General features: G+C 60.2%; 18 protein-coding genes. 10 read left to right on the top strand and 8 right to left on the bottom strand.

Annotated features, from left to right (window positions below; all coding sequences use genetic code 11):
- The first annotated feature begins 102 nt into the window (after nt 1-102).
- Together ACR0ER_RS14470 and ACR0ER_RS14465 are read left to right on the top strand one after the other, a co-directional pair.
- Complete coding sequence (locus tag ACR0ER_RS14470) at nt 103-3558, top strand: chromosome segregation SMC family protein (RefSeq protein ID WP_480769548.1); 3456 nt, start codon at nt 103-105, stop codon at nt 3556-3558.
- Nucleotides 3559-3612: 54 nt separating this feature from the next.
- The gene (locus ACR0ER_RS14465) at nt 3613-3963 is read left to right on the top strand and encodes a hypothetical protein (RefSeq protein WP_480769547.1); all 351 of its coding nucleotides are present in this window, start codon (nt 3613-3615) and stop codon (nt 3961-3963) included.
- 250 nt (nt 3964-4213) lie between these two features.
- On the opposite strand, the gene ACR0ER_RS14460 is transcribed toward ACR0ER_RS14465, so the two are convergent.
- The 4 genes from ACR0ER_RS14460 to ACR0ER_RS14445 all read right to left on the bottom strand — a co-directional run bounded on the left by ACR0ER_RS14460 (nt 4214) and on the right by ACR0ER_RS14445 (nt 8431).
- Nucleotides 4214-5149 carry a Hint domain-containing protein gene (locus ACR0ER_RS14460; RefSeq protein ID WP_480769546.1) on the bottom strand — a complete coding sequence of 312 codons (936 nt, stop codon included), beginning with the start codon at nt 5147-5149 and terminating at the stop codon, nt 4214-4216.
- Nucleotides 5150-5374: 225 nt separating this feature from the next.
- Entirely contained in the window at nt 5375-6538 is a 1164-nt protein-coding gene (locus tag ACR0ER_RS14455; RefSeq protein ID WP_480769545.1) for a lytic murein transglycosylase, read from the bottom strand.
- A gap of 10 nt (nt 6539-6548) precedes the next feature.
- Nucleotides 6549-7469 (bottom strand): adenosylcobinamide-phosphate synthase CbiB, encoded by a 921-nt coding sequence (gene cbiB, locus ACR0ER_RS14450; protein WP_480769544.1) that lies wholly within the window; start codon nt 7467-7469, stop codon nt 6549-6551.
- Nucleotides 7466-8431, bottom strand: coding sequence for a threonine-phosphate decarboxylase (locus ACR0ER_RS14445; RefSeq protein WP_480769543.1), 966 nt, complete (start codon nt 8429-8431; stop codon nt 7466-7468). Before ACR0ER_RS14445 ends, cbiB begins: the two co-directional genes overlap by 4 nt.
- 182 nt (nt 8432-8613) lie before the next feature.
- On the opposite strand from ACR0ER_RS14445, the gene ACR0ER_RS14440 reads away from it, so the two are divergent.
- Nucleotides 8614-8976: a response regulator transcription factor gene (locus ACR0ER_RS14440; RefSeq protein ID WP_480769542.1), complete on the top strand. Its 363-nt coding sequence runs from the start codon at nt 8614-8616 to the stop codon at nt 8974-8976.
- On the opposite strand, the gene ACR0ER_RS14435 is transcribed toward ACR0ER_RS14440, so the two are convergent.
- Complete coding sequence (locus tag ACR0ER_RS14435) at nt 8958-9947, bottom strand: glutathione S-transferase family protein (RefSeq protein ID WP_480769541.1); 990 nt, start codon at nt 9945-9947, stop codon at nt 8958-8960. The two genes, ACR0ER_RS14440 and ACR0ER_RS14435, sit on opposite strands and share 19 nt — an antisense overlap.
- A gap of 212 nt (nt 9948-10159) precedes the next feature.
- Between ACR0ER_RS14435 and ACR0ER_RS14430 the strand changes: the two genes are divergently transcribed.
- A complete protein-coding gene (locus tag ACR0ER_RS14430; protein ID WP_170333757.1) occupies nt 10160-10513 on the top strand; it encodes a hypothetical protein in 354 nt (117 codons plus the stop codon).
- On the opposite strand, the gene ACR0ER_RS14425 is transcribed toward ACR0ER_RS14430, so the two are convergent.
- Nucleotides 10510-11037, bottom strand: a complete 528-nt coding sequence (locus ACR0ER_RS14425; RefSeq protein WP_480769540.1) for a L,D-transpeptidase family protein — start codon at nt 11035-11037, stop codon at nt 10510-10512. The genes ACR0ER_RS14430 and ACR0ER_RS14425 overlap by 4 nt on opposite strands.
- Nucleotides 11038-11041: 4 nt before the next feature.
- Entirely contained in the window at nt 11042-12214 is a 1173-nt protein-coding gene (locus ACR0ER_RS14420) for a MalY/PatB family protein (RefSeq protein ID WP_480769539.1), read from the bottom strand.
- Nucleotides 12215-12308: 94 nt separating this feature from the next.
- On the opposite strand from ACR0ER_RS14420, the gene def (ACR0ER_RS14415) reads away from it, so the two are divergent.
- From def (ACR0ER_RS14415) to speB, 6 genes are all read left to right on the top strand, one after another.
- Nucleotides 12309-12827, top strand: coding sequence for a peptide deformylase (gene def, locus ACR0ER_RS14415; RefSeq protein ID WP_480769655.1), 519 nt, complete (start codon nt 12309-12311; stop codon nt 12825-12827).
- The gene (def, locus tag ACR0ER_RS14410; RefSeq protein WP_480769538.1) at nt 12824-13318 is read left to right on the top strand and encodes a peptide deformylase; all 495 of its coding nucleotides are present in this window, start codon (nt 12824-12826) and stop codon (nt 13316-13318) included. The genes def (ACR0ER_RS14415) and def (ACR0ER_RS14410) overlap by 4 nt, the downstream gene beginning before the upstream one ends.
- Nucleotides 13319-13320: 2 nt before the next feature.
- Nucleotides 13321-14235, top strand: a complete 915-nt coding sequence (gene fmt, locus ACR0ER_RS14405; RefSeq protein ID WP_480769654.1) for a methionyl-tRNA formyltransferase — start codon at nt 13321-13323, stop codon at nt 14233-14235.
- Nucleotides 14236-14240: 5 nt separating this feature from the next.
- Entirely contained in the window at nt 14241-14477 is a 237-nt protein-coding gene (locus ACR0ER_RS14400) for a hypothetical protein (protein ID WP_170547215.1), read from the top strand.
- A gap of 1 nt (nt 14478) precedes the next feature.
- The gene (locus ACR0ER_RS14395; protein WP_170333744.1) at nt 14479-14715 is read left to right on the top strand and encodes a GlsB/YeaQ/YmgE family stress response membrane protein; all 237 of its coding nucleotides are present in this window, start codon (nt 14479-14481) and stop codon (nt 14713-14715) included.
- A 63-nt stretch (nt 14716-14778) separates the two neighbouring features.
- The gene (gene speB, locus ACR0ER_RS14390; RefSeq protein WP_480769537.1) at nt 14779-15600 is read left to right on the top strand and encodes an agmatinase; all 822 of its coding nucleotides are present in this window, start codon (nt 14779-14781) and stop codon (nt 15598-15600) included.
- Nucleotides 15601-15656: 56 nt separating this feature from the next.
- On the opposite strand, the gene ACR0ER_RS14385 is transcribed toward speB, so the two are convergent.
- Entirely contained in the window at nt 15657-16028 is a 372-nt protein-coding gene (locus ACR0ER_RS14385) for a YybH family protein (protein ID WP_480769536.1), read from the bottom strand.
- Nucleotides 16029-16030: the final 2 nt, after the last annotated feature.

Here is a 16030-nt window from a genome sequence, read left to right as displayed (position 1 = left end):
GGATAAGTCGGGTTGATGTCCCATATCCTGCGCAACTCCGTTGACTCGACCCCAATCCGTTGCGCAGACTTCCAGATATAGGAATCACGGGACTTATTGCCTTTGCGCTTCAGCAAACTCAAACTCACCGGCTTCAAAAGCTTTGTCGATCCGACCGATCTGATCATCGCGGACGGGTTGACCGGTGTGGTGGGGCCGAATGGCTGCGGCAAGTCCAATCTTCTGGAAGCCTTGCGCTGGGTGATGGGTGAAAACCGCCCCAAATCCATGAGGGGCGGAGCGATGGAGGATGTGATCTTTGCCGGGGCCGCCACGCGTCCCGCCCGCAATTTTGCCGAAGTGGTCCTGACTATGGACAACTCGGAGCGGTTGGCACCCTCGGGGTTCAATGACTCGGATCAGCTGGAAATTGTGCGGCGTATCACGCGTGACGTGGGCAGTGCTTATAAAACCAACGGCAAGGATGTGCGCGCCCGCGATGTGCAGATGCTGTTCGCGGACGCCTCGACCGGGGCGCATTCGCCCGCGCTGGTGGGGCAGAACCGCATTGCCGAGCTGATCAACGCCAAACCCCGCGCCCGTCGCCGTATTCTGGAAGAAGCTGCCGGGATTTCGGGCCTTTATCAGCGCCGTCACGAAGCCGAGCTAAAGCTGAAGGGCACCGAGTCCAACCTGACCCGTGTGGATGACGTTTTAGAACAGTTGGGCGGGCAACTGGCGCAGCTGGCGCGTCAGGCCCGACAGGCCGCGCGCTACCGCGAGATTGGTGAACAATTGCGGCAGGCCGAAGGGATGCTGCTCTATCGCCGCTGGAAAGAGGCTGACATGGCCCGTCAGCAGGCAGAAGAAAAACTGCGTGAGCGCATCACCGAAGCGTCCCGCGCCGAGGCGGAAGCCCGTGCTGCCGCCACCAAGCGGGCCGAGATCGAAGAGACGCTGCCACCGCTGCGCGAGGAAGAGGCCATCGCGGCTGCCGTCCTGCAACGCCAGCAGGTGCAACGCGACCAACTGTCGGATCAGGAAACCCGCGCCCGCCAGACCATCGAAACGCTGACCAACCGGATTCAGCAACTGGGCAACGATATCGAACGCGAGACTGGTCTTAACCGTGACGCGGGCCAGATGATCGAGCGTTTGGAGTGGGAGGCGCGCGAGCTGGCAAAGGCTGCCGAGGGGCACGATGACAAGGTTGCTGAGGCCGCCGAGATTGCTCGCGAAGCAGCTGCGGTGCTTCAGGACCGTGAAGATCATCTCTCCCAGCAAACCGAGGATATGGCGCGTCTGGTTGCCCGTCACCAGTCGGCGCAACGTCTGGTCGAGGACAGCCGCAAGACGTTGGCACGGTCCGAGGCTGAAGAGGAAAAAGCGCGTGGAGCCGTGGACGAGGCGCGCGAGGCGCTGACCCTTGCCGGTGAAGCATTCGAGACGGCACAAGAGGGTGAGGAAGAGGCGCGTGAAGCCGCCGAAGCAGCCGAAGAAGCGCTGGCCGCTGCCGATGAGTTGCGCAACGACACGCAGGCTCGTGAAGCCGAAGCCCGCGCACAGCGGTCCGAGGCCGAGGGTGAGCTGGGTGCTATCCGGGCTGAAACGACGGCTCTGTCCAAGCTGGTTGAACGTGATACCGCTGAAGGCGGGCAGGTGCTGGACCTGCTGCGTGTGGCTCCGGGCTATGAAAAGGCACTTGGGGCTGCTCTGGCTGACGATCTGCGTGCGCCACTGGTCGAAGGCGATGGGCCCTCGGGCTGGGTGCAGGTTGCGGGTTACGACGCCGATCAGCCGTTGCCGGACGGGGCCGAACCGCTGGCCTTGCATGTTTCAGGGCCGGACCGGCTAAGCCGCCGCATCGCGCAGATCGGTCTGGTGGATGCAGATCAGGGCGGACGTTTGCAGGCGTCGTTGAAGCCTGGCCAGCGGTTGGTGTCGCGCTCAGGTGATCTATGGCGCTGGGACGGGTTCCGTGCCTGGGCAGAGGATGCGCCCAGTGCGGCGGCCCTGCGTTTGGAACAGCTCAACAAACTGGAAGCGCTGAAACAGGAACTGGCCCGGACCGAGGCTCAGGCCGATGGTGCCCGCGCGGCGCACGAAGCACTGTCGCAGCAACTGGCGGACGTGACCGAAGCCGACCGCCGTGCGCGTGAGGCTCGCCGTGCTGCTGATCAGCGCATGGCCGAAACCGCGCGTCAGCTCAGCCGGGCCGAGGCGGACCGAAATCTGGCGCAAGGCAAGCTGGAAACCCTAACCCTTGCCGTCGACCGCCACAAGGAAGACGCCATGTCTGCCCGCGCGCAACTGCGTGAGGCCGAAGGAGCACTGAATGGGCTGGGCGACCTCGACAGCGCCCGCGCGCAGGTTGAGGATATCAAACAGACGGTTGAGGCGGCGCGGATCACCATGCTGACCCACCGCTCGACCCATGACGAGCTGCGCCGCGAGGGCGAGGCGCGGACCCGCCGCACGCAAGAGGTGACCAAAGACCTCAGCGGCTGGAAGCACCGTCTGGAAACGGCCGAGAAACGGATTTCCGAATTGGCGGAACGCAAGGAAAGCTCGGAAGAAGAGCTGTCCGAGGCCATGGCTGCCCCTGCCGAGATTGCCGAGGCGCGGGAAGAGCTGAACGAGTTGATTGAGGCCGCCGAAACCCGTCGGGCCGAGGCAGCCGACAAGCTGTCCGAGGCCGAAACCCAACAGCGCGAGGTCGTGTTGGCCGAGCGGGATGCGGAACGTCTGGCCTCCGAGGCGCGTGAGTCCCGGGCTGCGGCTGAGGCGCGGTGTGATGCGGCCAAGGAAAGTGTCACCGCTGCGGCCGAGCGCATCGCCGAGGATCAGCAACTGACGCCGAACCAGTTGCTGAATCAACTGGACGTGAACCCGGATCAGATGCCCGCTGCAGATGCGTTAGAGGCCGAAGTGAATCGCCACAAACGTCAGCGCGACGCCATGGGCGCGGTTAACCTGAGGGCCGAAGAGGACAGTAAAGAAGTTCAGGAAGAGTTCGACACGCTGAACTCTGAAAAGGCTGATCTGGAAGAGGCGATCAAAGCCCTGCGCAGCGGCATCGCCAGCCTCAACCGCGAAGGGCGCGAGCGTCTGCTGACCGCGTTCGAACAGGTGAACTCGAACTTCGCCATGTTGTTCAAACACCTGTTTGGTGGTGGTGAGGCCAATCTGGTCATGGTTGAAAGCGATGATCCGCTGGACGCCGGGCTTGAGATCATGTGCCAACCGCCGGGCAAGAAACTCTCGACTCTCAGTCTGTTATCGGGCGGCGAACAGACCCTGACTGCTACCGCACTGATCTTTGGCGTCTTCCTCGCCAATCCGGCCCCGATCTGTGTGCTGGACGAGGTCGACGCGCCGCTGGACGACGCCAACGTGACCCGCTTCTGCGACCTGCTGGACGAGATGTGCCGCCAGACCGACACGCGGTTCCTGATCATCACCCACCATGCGGTGACCATGGCGCGGATGGACCGGCTGTTCGGCGTGACCATGCAGGAGCAAGGCGTCAGTCAACTGGTCTCGGTCGACCTGAAAAAGGCCGAGCAGATGGTCGCCTGACCGCTCACTGCAACGTTATGACCATCTGGCGACCCCACAGGGTAAGCTGGCCGCATGACCCGATTTCTGATCCTCGCCCTGCTGACCGCCAGCCCAGCCATCGCCACCGAGTGGCCTACCAAACCCGGAGATGTGCCACTGTCCCCCGAGGAACTGAACGCTCTGGCGGGCCAGACGTTCACCTTTTACGATGACGGCCAGGCTTCTTTCTCGGCCGGAGGCGCCTATTCCTATACCTACGCCAGCGGAGACGCGGCCTTTGGCACGTACTCCATCGCCGAGGATGGCAGCGTCTGCATCGCCTATCGCAACGGGTTCAGCCGGTGTGATTTATATGTGCGCAGTGGGGAGAGGTTGATCCTGATTGATGAGAAGGGGGATCGCTATCCGGTCAGGCCGGAGTGAAGTGAAAGTGCGCCGCTATTCGTGTCATCCAATGGCCGCTGTGCGGACAAAGCCGACCATGCTTACCAAAACCCCCTGCATAAAACGGCAAACTCTGGGACTAGTTTGGGAGTGGCCCGAGGCCGCTTAACTTGACGATCTCCGGCGGCAATCTGGGTCTCCGCCTTCACAACATTAGATTATTATCGAGCTATGATTGCAGCTGAGACAGTTAGCGTCACAATTGTAAAGTTGGATTCCTTGAGAGTTACTACTCTAGATTTCTCACAGCTTGTAATAGCGTGCACTCAAATCGCTTGAGCGATGGCCGTGCTGTCGGACCGTAATCTCCAACTTTGTTTAGCAACTCCGGAAAAATCTCTAAAATCTCGCCCCGTGTGTCCTTTTCCAGCCTATTGATCAAGTAGTGCCCAGGGTGGAAACTCTCCGAAAGTGCATCTTCGGCTAAGATGATCTCGTGTTCTTCAAACAATATGTGAAAATATTCTACTTCGGTCGCGGGGTACTGATAGATCGTATCGCAATTCAAAAGGTGCTTTGCTGCTGCAAGAACACATTGCTGACCGAAAAAGAGTTCTGCCCGCCATCCACAAATTAACATGCGATGCTGTGGGGACACCACCAGATCTCTTGACGGTTCGTTCTTGCCCAATGCGCCCGCTCGAATGCAAATCGGCCGTAGTTTTGGATTCAACCTTAAATCAACGGCAGTGAGTTTTCGCGAACCGATCCATCGAATTGGTTGAAAACCGTGATCCATTGTTTGGACCAAATCACCTGCTTGTAGAACCTCAATTGGCCGTTTTTTTGTGTCGGTTTGAATAAGCGTTCCCGATACAAAGCACGGTATGATGTAATCGCCCCGGTCAAGGTCACCTTCCTTGATTGTATCCGGCGGAACGTCCACTACTCCTTCAGGAGTGAAAACCTTCCATTGACCCGTACTGGGCCCAGTACTTGGAATGGTCTCTACCACTATCCAAGTGCTAGTGCCGTTTGTGAACGTGCCATTGAAAGTGCCAATAGTAACTCCGTTTTCAAGGATTGGCTCCCCGAACTCGAAGACATCGTTTGCGTTGCTATCGGTGAGAACTCCGTCTGTTGAGTCAAAAGAGCCCTGCTTGTAGTTCGAGCTGTTTCCGGCCTCGTCGTAAATAAACGAAGATGTGAAGTCTAAGGACGCCAATTAAACGCTCTCACCAAGCAGGATATATTGATGTTCGAATGATATATCTTTTAGCTCTCATATCAAGTTTCCGAAGGCCAGCGACACTTCTGCTCGGTGAATTGTTTTGTGCTCAACCGCTGCTCATATTTCTTTGGGAAGCTCGCGGATCAAACCGGAAGTATACTGCGGCACTAGATCTTCAGTCTCGCACCGACCGCTTCGGGCTCCAAGACCGACATTGCATCACAATCGCTCCAACAACTCCACCGTCGGCCACGCATCTGCAGGAAGCCCCAACCGCGCCTGCTCCGCCTGAACTGCCGCACGCGTCCCAGCTCCAAGAATGCCATCGATTTTGCCAACGTCATGCCTGCGTGCTTGCAGTTTGGTCTGTAGCTGCTTCATCTGCCCGCCGGACAAGCCCTGTGCCGGATTGCCTGCGTCGTAAATCTGCGCACCCTCAAGCCGTGTGCCAAAATAAGCGGCGGTCAGGACGTAGACAAAGCTCTGGTTCCATTCGAAATAGACGTCGAAATTGGGATAGGCCAGAAAGGCCGGACCGTTGTGCCCCTGCGGCAGGATCAGAGAGGCGGGTAAGTTGGCCAGCGACCCGTTGCGGGCTTGCACGCCCATGGCCTGCCATTCGGACACCGGGCGCGGTTTGCCGGGGCCGGACAGCGACCAGTCCATTTGCGCGGGCACCGTGACCTCTTGCAGCCAGGGCTGACCGGGCTGCCAGCCCAGATGCGACAGCATTTTGGCGCCCGACATCAGCGCATCCGGCGCTGAGGTTTTCAGCGAGACCTTGCCATCGCCATCGCCATCGACGCCGTTTTCCAGAATATCACGGGGCAGCATCTGAACCATGCCGATCTCACCTGCCCAGGCGCCGGTGGTGCGGGCTGGGTCGAAATCGCCCTGTTGGTACAGCTCAATCGCGGCGAAGATCTGCGGGCGGAACAGTTCGGGGCGGCGGCAGTCATGCGCCAAGGTCACCAGCGCGTTGCGGGTGTTAAAATCGCCCTGAAACGCGCCGTAGTCGGTCTCGAACGCCCAGAAGGCCAGAAGAACCCCGCGCGAGACGCCGTATTCGGCCTCGATCCGGTCGAACACAGCGTCGTATTTGCGCGACATGGCCTGCCCGCGCTCGATGCGGTTTTGTGAGATCAGATGGCGTGAAAAATCTATGAACGGTTTCTGGAACACACCCTGCGCGCGGTCGGCTTTCAGAACCGCTCCGTCCTGCTGCACGCCCTTGAAAAACGCATTGACGGTGGATTTGTCGAAGCCCTGCTGGACGGCTTCGGCCTTTAGCCCTTTGACGAAGGCATTGAACCCGCCACCGCATTGGGCCAGAGCGGGCGAGGCGAACAGGGCGGCGGCAACAAGGCCAGAGAGAAAGCGCATGGAGGCTCCGTCAGAGAATAAAGCTGAGCCCAACCCACACCGACACGAGGCCAAGCGCAAGCCCCCAGACCTTCCATAGCATGTCACATGCGCGAAAAACCTCTGGCGCACCGATTTTGCGCGGAGCATCGCCGTTGACCCACGCCAGATCGCGGATCTGCCCGTCATAGCTGCGCGGGCCGGCAAGGGCGACGTTCAGGGCGCGGGCCATGGCGGCTTCAGGCCATCCGGCGTTGGGTGAGATATGGCGGCGCGCATCTGCCACCATGTCGGGCCAGCGTGCCCATTGGCCCGACAACGCCACGATCATCACACAGGTCAGGCGGGCAGGGATCAGGTTCAGCACATCGTCCAGACGGGCGGCGGCCCAGCCGAAGTCGCGATATTTTTCGGTGCGGTAACCGATCATGCTGTCTGCGGTGTTGACCGCCTTGTAGATCAGCAAGCCCGGCAAACCGGCGACCAGAAACCAAAAGGCAGGCGCAATGACCCCGTCGCTGAGGTTTTCTGCGGCGCTTTCGATTGCGGACCGGGCCACCTGCGCCTCGGACATGTCCCGCGTGTCGCGTGAGACAATCATGGCGACCTTAGCGCGCCCTTCGGCAAGCGAGGCGCGCAACCCGTCGCCCACATCCCGCACATGGGTCACCAGAGATTTCTGGGCCAGTAGGATGGCGCAGAGGATGACCTCTACCACCGGTCCCAACAGGGCCAGCAGTTGCCCGAGGATCAGCGCACCGCAAACCAGCAGGACTACCACACCGACCCCTTTCAGCTGCCGCTGCGCCCCATGGTTCAGACGCCTATCCAGCCAGCCGATGACGTTGCCCATCAACACCGCCGGGTGTTTCACCCGCGACCACAGCCAGTCCGGCTCACCCAAGGCGGCGTCCAGACACATCGCGCAGACCAGCAGGAAGGCTGTGCTCACAATGCGGCCTCCAACCTGCTCCAACCGTCTGCGGGGGGCAGGCCAAGCCGCAGGTAGGTTTTGGAGTAGGGGAAGATGCGGCTCCAGATATGGGCGCGGGCCAGGCGGTCTTGCCAGACGGCGGCGCTGTCAACTTCGTACAGGCGGAAAAGGGTGGTGCCGCCCACAAGGGTCGCGCCTTTGGTGGTCATCAGATCGTCCAGACGGGCGGTCTCGGCGGCTAGCCGTTGGCGGGTGCCGTTCGCCCATTCGACGTCCTGCAATGCGCGTGTTCCAATCCGCAGTGCGGGGCCGGACACGGCCCATGGACCGGTCAGGTCGTTCAGCCGCGCGATCAGGTCGGGCTGACCGATGGCAAAGCCCAACCGTAGCCCGGCCAGTCCCCAGAATTTTCCGAAGCTCTTCAGCACGATCAAGCCGGGCCGGGCGGCCAGTTGGATCAGCGATACCTCGGGGCTGACATCACAAAAGCTCTCATCAATCACGGTCAGGGGGGCATTCGCGTCCGCCTCGGTCCAAATCCGACCGTCGGGGTTGTTCGGGTGCACGAAGACGCGGGCCTCGACCGGGCCATTGGGCTGAACGGTCCAACCCTGTGCAGCAAAGGCGGCGGCGTGTTCGTTGTACGTGGGCGTCGTGATCTGTACCCGGCCTTGTTCTGCCAGCGCAGGAATGCGCGCGATCACGGCCGAGGCGCCGGGCGCGGGCAGGATCGCGGCACCTTCCGGGACGGACCAGAACCGGCGCGCGGCCTCAGCCAGGTGCTCAAACGCGCCATGATCGGGCAGTTCAGTCCAGTCTGATTGGGTCAGGTCTGAGACCTCATAGGGGTGCGGGTTGATACCGGTGGAGAGGTCCATCCACTCCGTGCGGGTTCCGCCATAGCTGGCGATGGCCCCGTCCAGCCCTCCGCCATGGTCACGCGCGGCGCGTGGATTCAAGTTATCGTTATCGCCTGCCATGGGGTTCTCGCCGGAATCGCTTGTTTCAGGCTGTTTCAAGCGGATTTTTGCCGTTTACACAAGCAAATCTACTCGTTCGAAGCTGCCGACCGATGTCGTTAACACTTTGTTAAGGAATAAGCGTGATCACGATTTACGGGGGACGGCACCAGACACTCAATCATGGGCCGAGGTTGTTGCGAATGAATGTTTTGATTGTTGAGAGTAACCCCGACCTTGGTCGGGTTTGGAAAAGGCATCTTGAACGGCAGGGCGCCGAAGTCACGCTGGTGCCGGGTCAAGAGGCCGCGATTCTGGCGCTTTATGGTCAGGACTTCGATATTATTGTGCTCGATCTGGTTCTGGAAACCGGCAGCGCGTTGGCTGTGGCTGATTTCGCCAGCTACCGCCGCCCCGATGCGCGGGTGATCTTTGTCACCAACACCACCTTCTTCTCGGACGGGTCAATTTTTGCCCACAGTCCCAACGCCTGCGCTTACGTGCAAAGCGCAACGCCGCCAGAGGATCTGGCGGCGATGGTCGAACATTACGCGGCGGGTCGCTGATTCCGCCCGTGTGGCTCCAGATAGTCCAGAACGGGGTTCACAGGGATGATCCGGTTTGGGTTAATCGTGTCGTGGCTATAGTGATAGTGGCGCACGATATGGTTCATGTTCACTGTCCCAGCGACACCCGTCCACTGGTAGAGCTCGCGGGTATAGGCCCATAGGTTGGGGTAATCGACCAGCCGACGACGGTTGCACTTGAAGTGCAGATGATAGACCGGGTCAAAGCGGATCAGGGTGGTGAACAGACGCCAATCGGCCTCTGTCAGGCGGTCGCCCATCAGATAGCGGTTTCGGGAAAGGCGCTCTTCAAGCCAGTCCAGCGTGTCGAACAGCGGGGTTACGGCTACGTCGTAAGCTTCTTGCGTGGTGGCAAAGCCCGACTTGTAGACGCCGTTATTGACGTCGGAGTAGATGCGGGCGTTGACCTCTTCGATTTCACTTCGCAGCGTTTCGGGCCAGTAATCCTCGGTACTGCCGGTGAGTCTATCAAAGGCCGAGTTGAACATGCGGATGATTTCCGAGCTTTCGTTGGAAACGATTGTCTCCTGCTGTTTGTCCCACAGGATCGGTACGGTGACACGACCCGTATAAGTGGGGTCGGCCTTGGTATAAATCTGGTGCGCGAAATCGAAACCATAAAGCGTATCCCCGGTCGCGCCGTGGTCATCCGTTTCGAATGTCCAGCCCTTGTCCAGCATATCCGGATGCACAACCGAGACTGAGATCAGATCGCTCAGGCCTTTCAACTCGCGGAAAATCAGCGTGCGGTGCGCCCAGGGGCAGGCGTGGCTGACATATAGGTGATAGCGACCGGGTTCTGCTTTGAAGCCGCCCCTGCCGGATGGCCCCGCGCTGCCATCCGCAGTCAGCCAGTTTCGAAACTGAGCGGCACTGCGTTTGAAGGCGCCACCTGTTGTTTCTGTATCGTACCAAGTGTCGTGCCATTCGCCGTCGATCAACAGACCCATTGTGAATCCTCCGCGTTTCGATTTCAGCAAAGATAGGGCCGTGCGTGCGACCTTCCCACATCAGGCACCGCGCACCGGGCCTGCGTGGGTGCACAGGTGGGAATGAGATTTCCGCGCAACAGGCTGAATTCGAACCATTCTGTGTGACGGGCTTCACTGGATTTTCACAATTTTACCGGCACAATAGAATCTATTACGGGGGAAGAGTCGTTATGAGTACCTATGTTTCTAAAGAAATAAGCGCCGAATTGGATGCGGCGCGAATCGCGGGATTGAAGAAAATCAGCCGCCTTCGCGTGGAATTTGGCGACAATGCCTTTAAAATTCTCCGATTGTGGAAAGACGGTTTTACGGTCGAAGCCGAAACCACACCACAATTGCGCGGGCTTGTAGATATCTACGACGGTGCGCGTCACCTGTACCAATGTCTGATCATCGCGGATGACGAGGAAGCTGGCGAGATGCGTTACGACTTTAAGCGCAGTACCGCTGCCGCTGATACCGCCCCGCTGGATTTCTACCGCGCCCCGGACGCTCCGATTGCGCTGCTGGGGTACGAGGACTAGGGACGGATTTCCACAACGGTCCCGGTGGGCGTCAGGCTCCAAAGCCGCGTCATCTCGGCATTCGACAGGGCGATACAGCCTGCAGTCCAGTCTCCGGGCAGGGTCAGGCCTGCGACGCTGTTCGGCTGCCCGTGGATGAAGATGTCTCCGCCCGGACCAATGCCCTGACTTTGGGCGCGGTCGACATCTTCGGGCAAAGGGTAGTTGATCCCGAGGGAGAGGTGAAAAGCGCTCAGCGGATTGCGCCGGTCGATCAGGAAAATCCCAACCGGGGTCTTGCCGTCACCTTCCTGCTGTTTGTCGCCTTCGGGCTCGAACCCCAACGCGACATCCGCTTGCATGACAATTGCTCCGTCCAAGGACGCGGTCAGTCGGCGGGCAGATTTTTCGATCAGAATATAGTCGATTTGCGTGGCCTCAGGGGCCATTGACGGCGCGGGTGGGCGGGGGCTGAATTGATGCCAGCCGAACCACGCCGCGCCCATCAAGCAGATCAGCAGGGCAATGCGTGCACCCTGCCGCATGGGCTTATTGCAAATCGGCAAACGCGTGTTTCAGACGGGCACAGGCCTCTTCAACCCGGGCACGTTGGGTGGCGAGGTTGAACCGTTCGAAACTCTCGCCGCCCGGGCCAAAACCGGGGCCGGAGGAAGTCGCGATTTTGGCGTCTTCGCGCAAGCGGCGCACGAGCTCGTCGTGATCCATGCCAGTGCCCGAGAAATCGACCCACGCCAGATAAGTTGCTTGCAGAGGCATCGACCAAAGTCCGGGGATGTCGGCGATGGTGGCGTCGAACAGTTTGCGGTTGCTGTCCAGATGGGCGATCTGCTCATCGACCCAGGCCGCGCCTGCCGGAGAATAAGCGGCGGTGATCATGGCCACACCCAGGGCGCTGGGCGCATAGTCCAGCGTATGCAAGCGATAGCGCATGGCCGCGCGTAGCTCGGGGTCGGGGATGATAATGTTGCCGGTGCGTTGACCCGCAATGTTGAACGTCTTGGATGCCGCCGTCAGCGTCACCGTCCACGACCGCGCATCGGGTGCGGCCACATCAATGGGCACAAATTTTTGGCCGGGATAAACCAGATCGTGGTGAACTTCGTCCGAGACCAGGATCAACCCGTTCCGTTCGGCAAACGCGGCCACGGCGCGCAGCTCGTCCGGGGTCCAGACCCGCCCCGAGGGGTTCTGCGGCGAGCACCACAGAAGCATCTTTTCCGACCCGTCCAGCCGAGACTGTGCGTCCTCCAGATCGACGCTATAGCTGTCGCCTTCACGGACCAGCGGGCATTCCACCACGCGGCGACCGGTTTTGTTCACCTTGTAAGCAAACTCATGGTAGACGGGCGTGAAGATCACCACCCCGTCACCGGGTTCGGTCCAGACGTCCAGACACAGGGCGATCGCGTTGCCTAGCCCCTGCGAAGTCAGCGCCCAATCGGTGTCGATCTCCCAGTCATGGCGGTTCTTCATCCACCACTGGACCGAGGCCAGATAATCCGGGTGCGTCCAGGAATAGCCAAAGGCACCGTGATTGGCCGCCTCGCGCACCGCTTCAATAACGCAGGGTGCAGTGGCATAGTCGGAATCGGCCGTCCACATGGCCAGCCCATCCTGCGGCGACACGCCGTACAGGTCTTCCATCTTGTCCCATTTGGAACTGTTGGTTCCGCGCCGGTCGATCAGGTCGTTGAAAGTCATGTCTGCTCCGTCTGTTGAAACGAAAGCTAGCTACAATTCCAGCAGGCGCAAGGGGGGCGTTGCGGCGGCGGGCGGGATGGCCTACATCAAGCCCATGAAACGCAATATTCTGATCCATCCCGACCCCCGTCTGAAAAAGGTCTGCACCACGGTGGCTGACCTGTCGGACGAGCTGCGCAAACTGGCTGACGACATGCTTGAGACAATGTATGACGCCCCCGGTATCGGGCTGGCGGCGCCGCAGATTGGTGTGTTGGATCGTCTGATCGTGATGGACTGCGTCAAGGAAGAGGGTGAGGCGCCGCGCCCACTGGTCATGTTCAACCCTGAGGTCATTGCGTCCTCGGACGAAACCAATGTATATGAAGAAGGTTGCCTGTCGATCCCCGAGCAATTCGCCGAGGTGACCCGACCCAAAGTGGTCGACGTCACGTGGATGGACCGCGATGGCAACTTGCAGCAGGAGACTTTCGATGGCCTCTGGGCCACCTGTGTGCAGCACGAGATCGACCATCTGAACGGCAAGTTGTTCATCGACTACCTCAAGCCGCTGAAACGTCAGATGATCACCCGCAAGATGCAAAAGCTGAAACGCGAACAGGCCCGCGCATGACCGTTCGCACCTGCCTGCCATGGCCCGACAAGCGCCTGCGAACCAAGGCCGAGGACGTGGCGGAGATCACCGACGAAATCCGCGCGATCTGGGACGACATGATCGACACCATGGAGGCAATGCCCGGTGTCGGCCTTGCCGGTCCGCAGATCGGGGTAATGCTGCGGCTGGCGGTCGTGGATGGCTCGACCGAGCGGGGCAAGGCTGTGCGTCTGGCGAACCCGGAAATCCTGCACAGCTCGATTGAACTGCGTGAGCATGATGAAGCTAGCCCGAACCTGCCCGGCGTGTCCGCCAAGGTGAAGCGCCCGCGTGCGGTGACGGTGAAATTCCTGAACGAACAGGGCATGATCGACCGCCGCGATTTCGTGGGGATTGAGGCAACAAGCGTGCAGCATCAGATCGACCATCTGAACGGTCGGATGTATTTCGACCGGCTCAGCAAGGTCAAACGCGACATACTGTTGCGCAAAGCCAAGAAACAGGGATGACCATGCGCGTAGTCTTCATGGGAACTCCAGAATTCTCGGTTCCGGTGCTGGATGCACTGGTTGAGGCCGGGCATGAGATTGCCGCCGTCTACTGCCAACCTCCGCGCCCGGCGGGGCGGGGGAAGAAAGACCGCCCGACGCCTGTTCATGCACGGGCCGAGGTGCTGGGTCTGACCGTCCGCCATCCTGTTTCGCTAAAACCGGCCGAGGAGCAGGCAGCGTTTGCCGATCTAAATGCCGATGTGGCGGTGGTCGTGGCCTATGGTCTGCTACTGCCGCAGCCCATTCTGGATGCGCCCACGCATGGTTGCCTGAATATCCACGCCAGCCTGCTGCCGCGCTGGCGCGGGGCCGCGCCGATCCATCGCGCGATCATGGCAGGGGATGCGCAGACCGGTATCTGCATCATGCAGATGGAGGCCGGGCTGGACACCGGCCCCGTGCTGTTGCGGCAGGCCACCGATATCGGTCCGCAGGAAACCACAGCGCAACTGCATGATCGTCTTGCGCCCATGGGGGCTGATCTGATCGTCGAGGCGTTGGCGCGTCTGCCTGAACTGACACCTGAGCCTCAGCCCGAGGACGGCGTGACTTATGCTTCGAAAATCGACAAGGCCGAGGCGCGGGTGGACTGGACCCGCCCTGCAGTCGAGATCGACCGCCAAATCCGCGGCCTGTCACCTTTCCCCGGTGCCTGGACCGAGATCACAGGTGACCGGGTCAAACTACTGGCCTCGACTCTGACCAGCGGGCAGGGTGCGCCCGGAGAGGTACTGAACGAAACACTTCGCGTGGCTTGTGGCGAAGGGGCGATTGACCTGTTGCGCCTACAGCGTGCCGGGAAGGGTGCACAGGACGCAGAAACCTTCCTGCGGGGCTGGCCGGTCGCGGCCGGAACCCGCCTGAGTTCGGAGTAATCCGGATGTTTATGATCCTGATGGGCACTGTCGTGATAGCCGGTATCGTGGGGTATCTGTCTGAGAAAACCGGGTTCACCCACAACGGGTACCTGCCCTCGATCATCATTTGCGTGGGTGGTGCTTTCCTGTTCTATTTCGTCCGTATCATGTTCGGTATCAGCTTTGGCCCTCCAGGCCTCAATGCTGTGATCTCATCCATCGGCGCGCTGATCATCGTGCCGACGCATTGGAGGAAATAACATGCCCGTCATCGCCCTGATCGTCATAGGTGCTGCTGCCGGATTTCTGGCCACCCGCCTGATGCGGATCGAGGCCGACATCCCCACGACCATGCTGATCGGCATCGTGGGAGCGCTGGTGGGTGGTTTCCTTCTGCGCGCATTGATCACTGTTGCGGGTTGGCTTTCGGGTTTTGTCGGCGCCGTGTTGGGCGCGTTGCTGGTCATCTGGATCTGGCAAACCTATCTGCGTCGCTAACCTCTTGACCATCGGGTGGGTTACCGGCCAGATCGCCGTAACGCTCAACCCGAAAGATATGCCATGCCCTATGATCTGAACCCCGGTGACGTCGCCCTGATAGGGGTGCCGCTGGACCTGCATTCGTCCTTCCTGCAAGGACCGGCCTTTGCGCCTGGCCGCATCCGCGAGGCGCTGCATTCCGGAGCGGCCAACCTGACAGCAGAGGATGGCACCGATCTGGGCGCGACCGACCGGTTCAAGGACACTGGCGATCTGGATGTGTTCGAGATGATGGGGCAGGAACCCATCGACCGGATCGAAGCCGGGGCTGCTGATCGCATTGCAACCGGTGCGCGGTTGTTGTCACTGGGCGGTGATCACTCGGTGGCCTATCCGCTGATCAAGGCACATGCCGAGCGGTATGAGGGGCTGAACATCCTGCATATCGACTCGCACCCGGACCTTTATGACAGCCAGCAGATTGGCCCACTGGGCCATGGCTGCCCCTTCGCGCGGGTGATGGAGACTTGCCAGATCAACCGTCTGGTTCAGGTCGGCATCCGTACAATGAACAAGCACCAGCAGGAACAGGCCGACAAGTTCGGGGTCGAGGTGATCGACATGCAAAACTGGCGCCCCGATCTTGAGATCAGCTTTGACGGCCCGGTCTACCTGTCGCTGGATCTGGACGCACTAGACCCGGCCTTTGCGCCCGGTGTTTCGCATCATGAACCCGGCGGGCTCAGCACGCGTGAGGTGATCAACCTGATCCACCGGTTCAAAGGGCAACTGGTCGGTGCAGATATTGTCGAGTTGAACCCGCATCGCGATCCTTACGGGATGACCGCGATGGTGGCGGCAAAGTTTGTCAAGGAAATCGGCGCGCGGCTGCTGTCGCGCTGACCCATGTGGGTTTCGCAACTCGCCGTCGAACCCGGTGACCGCACGCGGTCGTGAAATCAGGGCAAATCGCTGTTGAAGATGGAAATCTTGACCTTCCACGTCCCATCGGGCTGGCGTTGCAGGACGTTGACGAATTTCCCCTGTTCTGGAGGGTCCGAGTTCTCGATGGCATAAGTTCCGACCTGATATGCCATATCTCCTTCAACCCCGAAATCGACCAATTCGTTTTTATGCGTGCCACCGGTGTTTTCTGAGATCCGGGATCGGTAGGTGTCCAGAAAAGCTGCCTTGCCGCGCGTCATGGGCTCTCCGGGTGGCAAAAGCATGATGTCCTCGGTAAAGAATGCGGCGCAGCCTTCTGCATCACCGCGATTGAACGCCTCGTTGTAGGCGGCGTCAAAATCTTCGAGCGTTTTCTTCACATCCATGG

This window comes from Ruegeria sp. CH8 (assembly GCF_056536985.1).
Note: the sequence above shows the minus strand (reverse complement) of the source record. Positions and strands in the feature narration are given on the sequence as shown.

Excerpts from the sequence above, each read along its gene's own strand:
- ACR0ER_RS14465 (WP_480769547.1), top strand. The coding sequence starts at position 3,613 with ATGACCCGATTTCTGATCCTCGCCCTGCTGACCGCCAGCCCAGCCATC.
- ACR0ER_RS14455 (WP_480769545.1), bottom strand. The coding sequence starts at position 6,538 with ATGCGCTTTCTCTCTGGCCTTGTTGCCGCCGCCCTGTTCGCCTCGCCC.
- ACR0ER_RS14445 (WP_480769543.1), bottom strand. The coding sequence starts at position 8,431 with ATGGCAGGCGATAACGATAACTTGAATCCACGCGCCGCGCGTGACCAT.
- ACR0ER_RS14440 (WP_480769542.1), top strand. The coding sequence starts at position 8,614 with ATGAATGTTTTGATTGTTGAGAGTAACCCCGACCTTGGTCGGGTTTGG.
- ACR0ER_RS14435 (WP_480769541.1), bottom strand. The coding sequence starts at position 9,947 with ATGGGTCTGTTGATCGACGGCGAATGGCACGACACTTGGTACGATACA.
- ACR0ER_RS14430 (WP_170333757.1), top strand. The coding sequence starts at position 10,160 with ATGAGTACCTATGTTTCTAAAGAAATAAGCGCCGAATTGGATGCGGCG.
- ACR0ER_RS14425 (WP_480769540.1), bottom strand. The coding sequence starts at position 11,037 with ATGCGGCAGGGTGCACGCATTGCCCTGCTGATCTGCTTGATGGGCGCG.
- ACR0ER_RS14420 (WP_480769539.1), bottom strand. The coding sequence starts at position 12,214 with ATGACTTTCAACGACCTGATCGACCGGCGCGGAACCAACAGTTCCAAA.
- def (WP_480769655.1), top strand. The coding sequence starts at position 12,309 with ATGAAACGCAATATTCTGATCCATCCCGACCCCCGTCTGAAAAAGGTC.
- def (WP_480769538.1), top strand. The coding sequence starts at position 12,824 with ATGACCGTTCGCACCTGCCTGCCATGGCCCGACAAGCGCCTGCGAACC.
- fmt (WP_480769654.1), top strand. The coding sequence starts at position 13,321 with ATGCGCGTAGTCTTCATGGGAACTCCAGAATTCTCGGTTCCGGTGCTG.
- ACR0ER_RS14400 (WP_170547215.1), top strand. The coding sequence starts at position 14,241 with ATGTTTATGATCCTGATGGGCACTGTCGTGATAGCCGGTATCGTGGGG.
- ACR0ER_RS14395 (WP_170333744.1), top strand. The coding sequence starts at position 14,479 with ATGCCCGTCATCGCCCTGATCGTCATAGGTGCTGCTGCCGGATTTCTG.
- speB (WP_480769537.1), top strand. The coding sequence starts at position 14,779 with ATGCCCTATGATCTGAACCCCGGTGACGTCGCCCTGATAGGGGTGCCG.
- ACR0ER_RS14385 (WP_480769536.1), bottom strand. The coding sequence starts at position 16,028 with ATGGATGTGAAGAAAACGCTCGAAGATTTTGACGCCGCCTACAACGAG.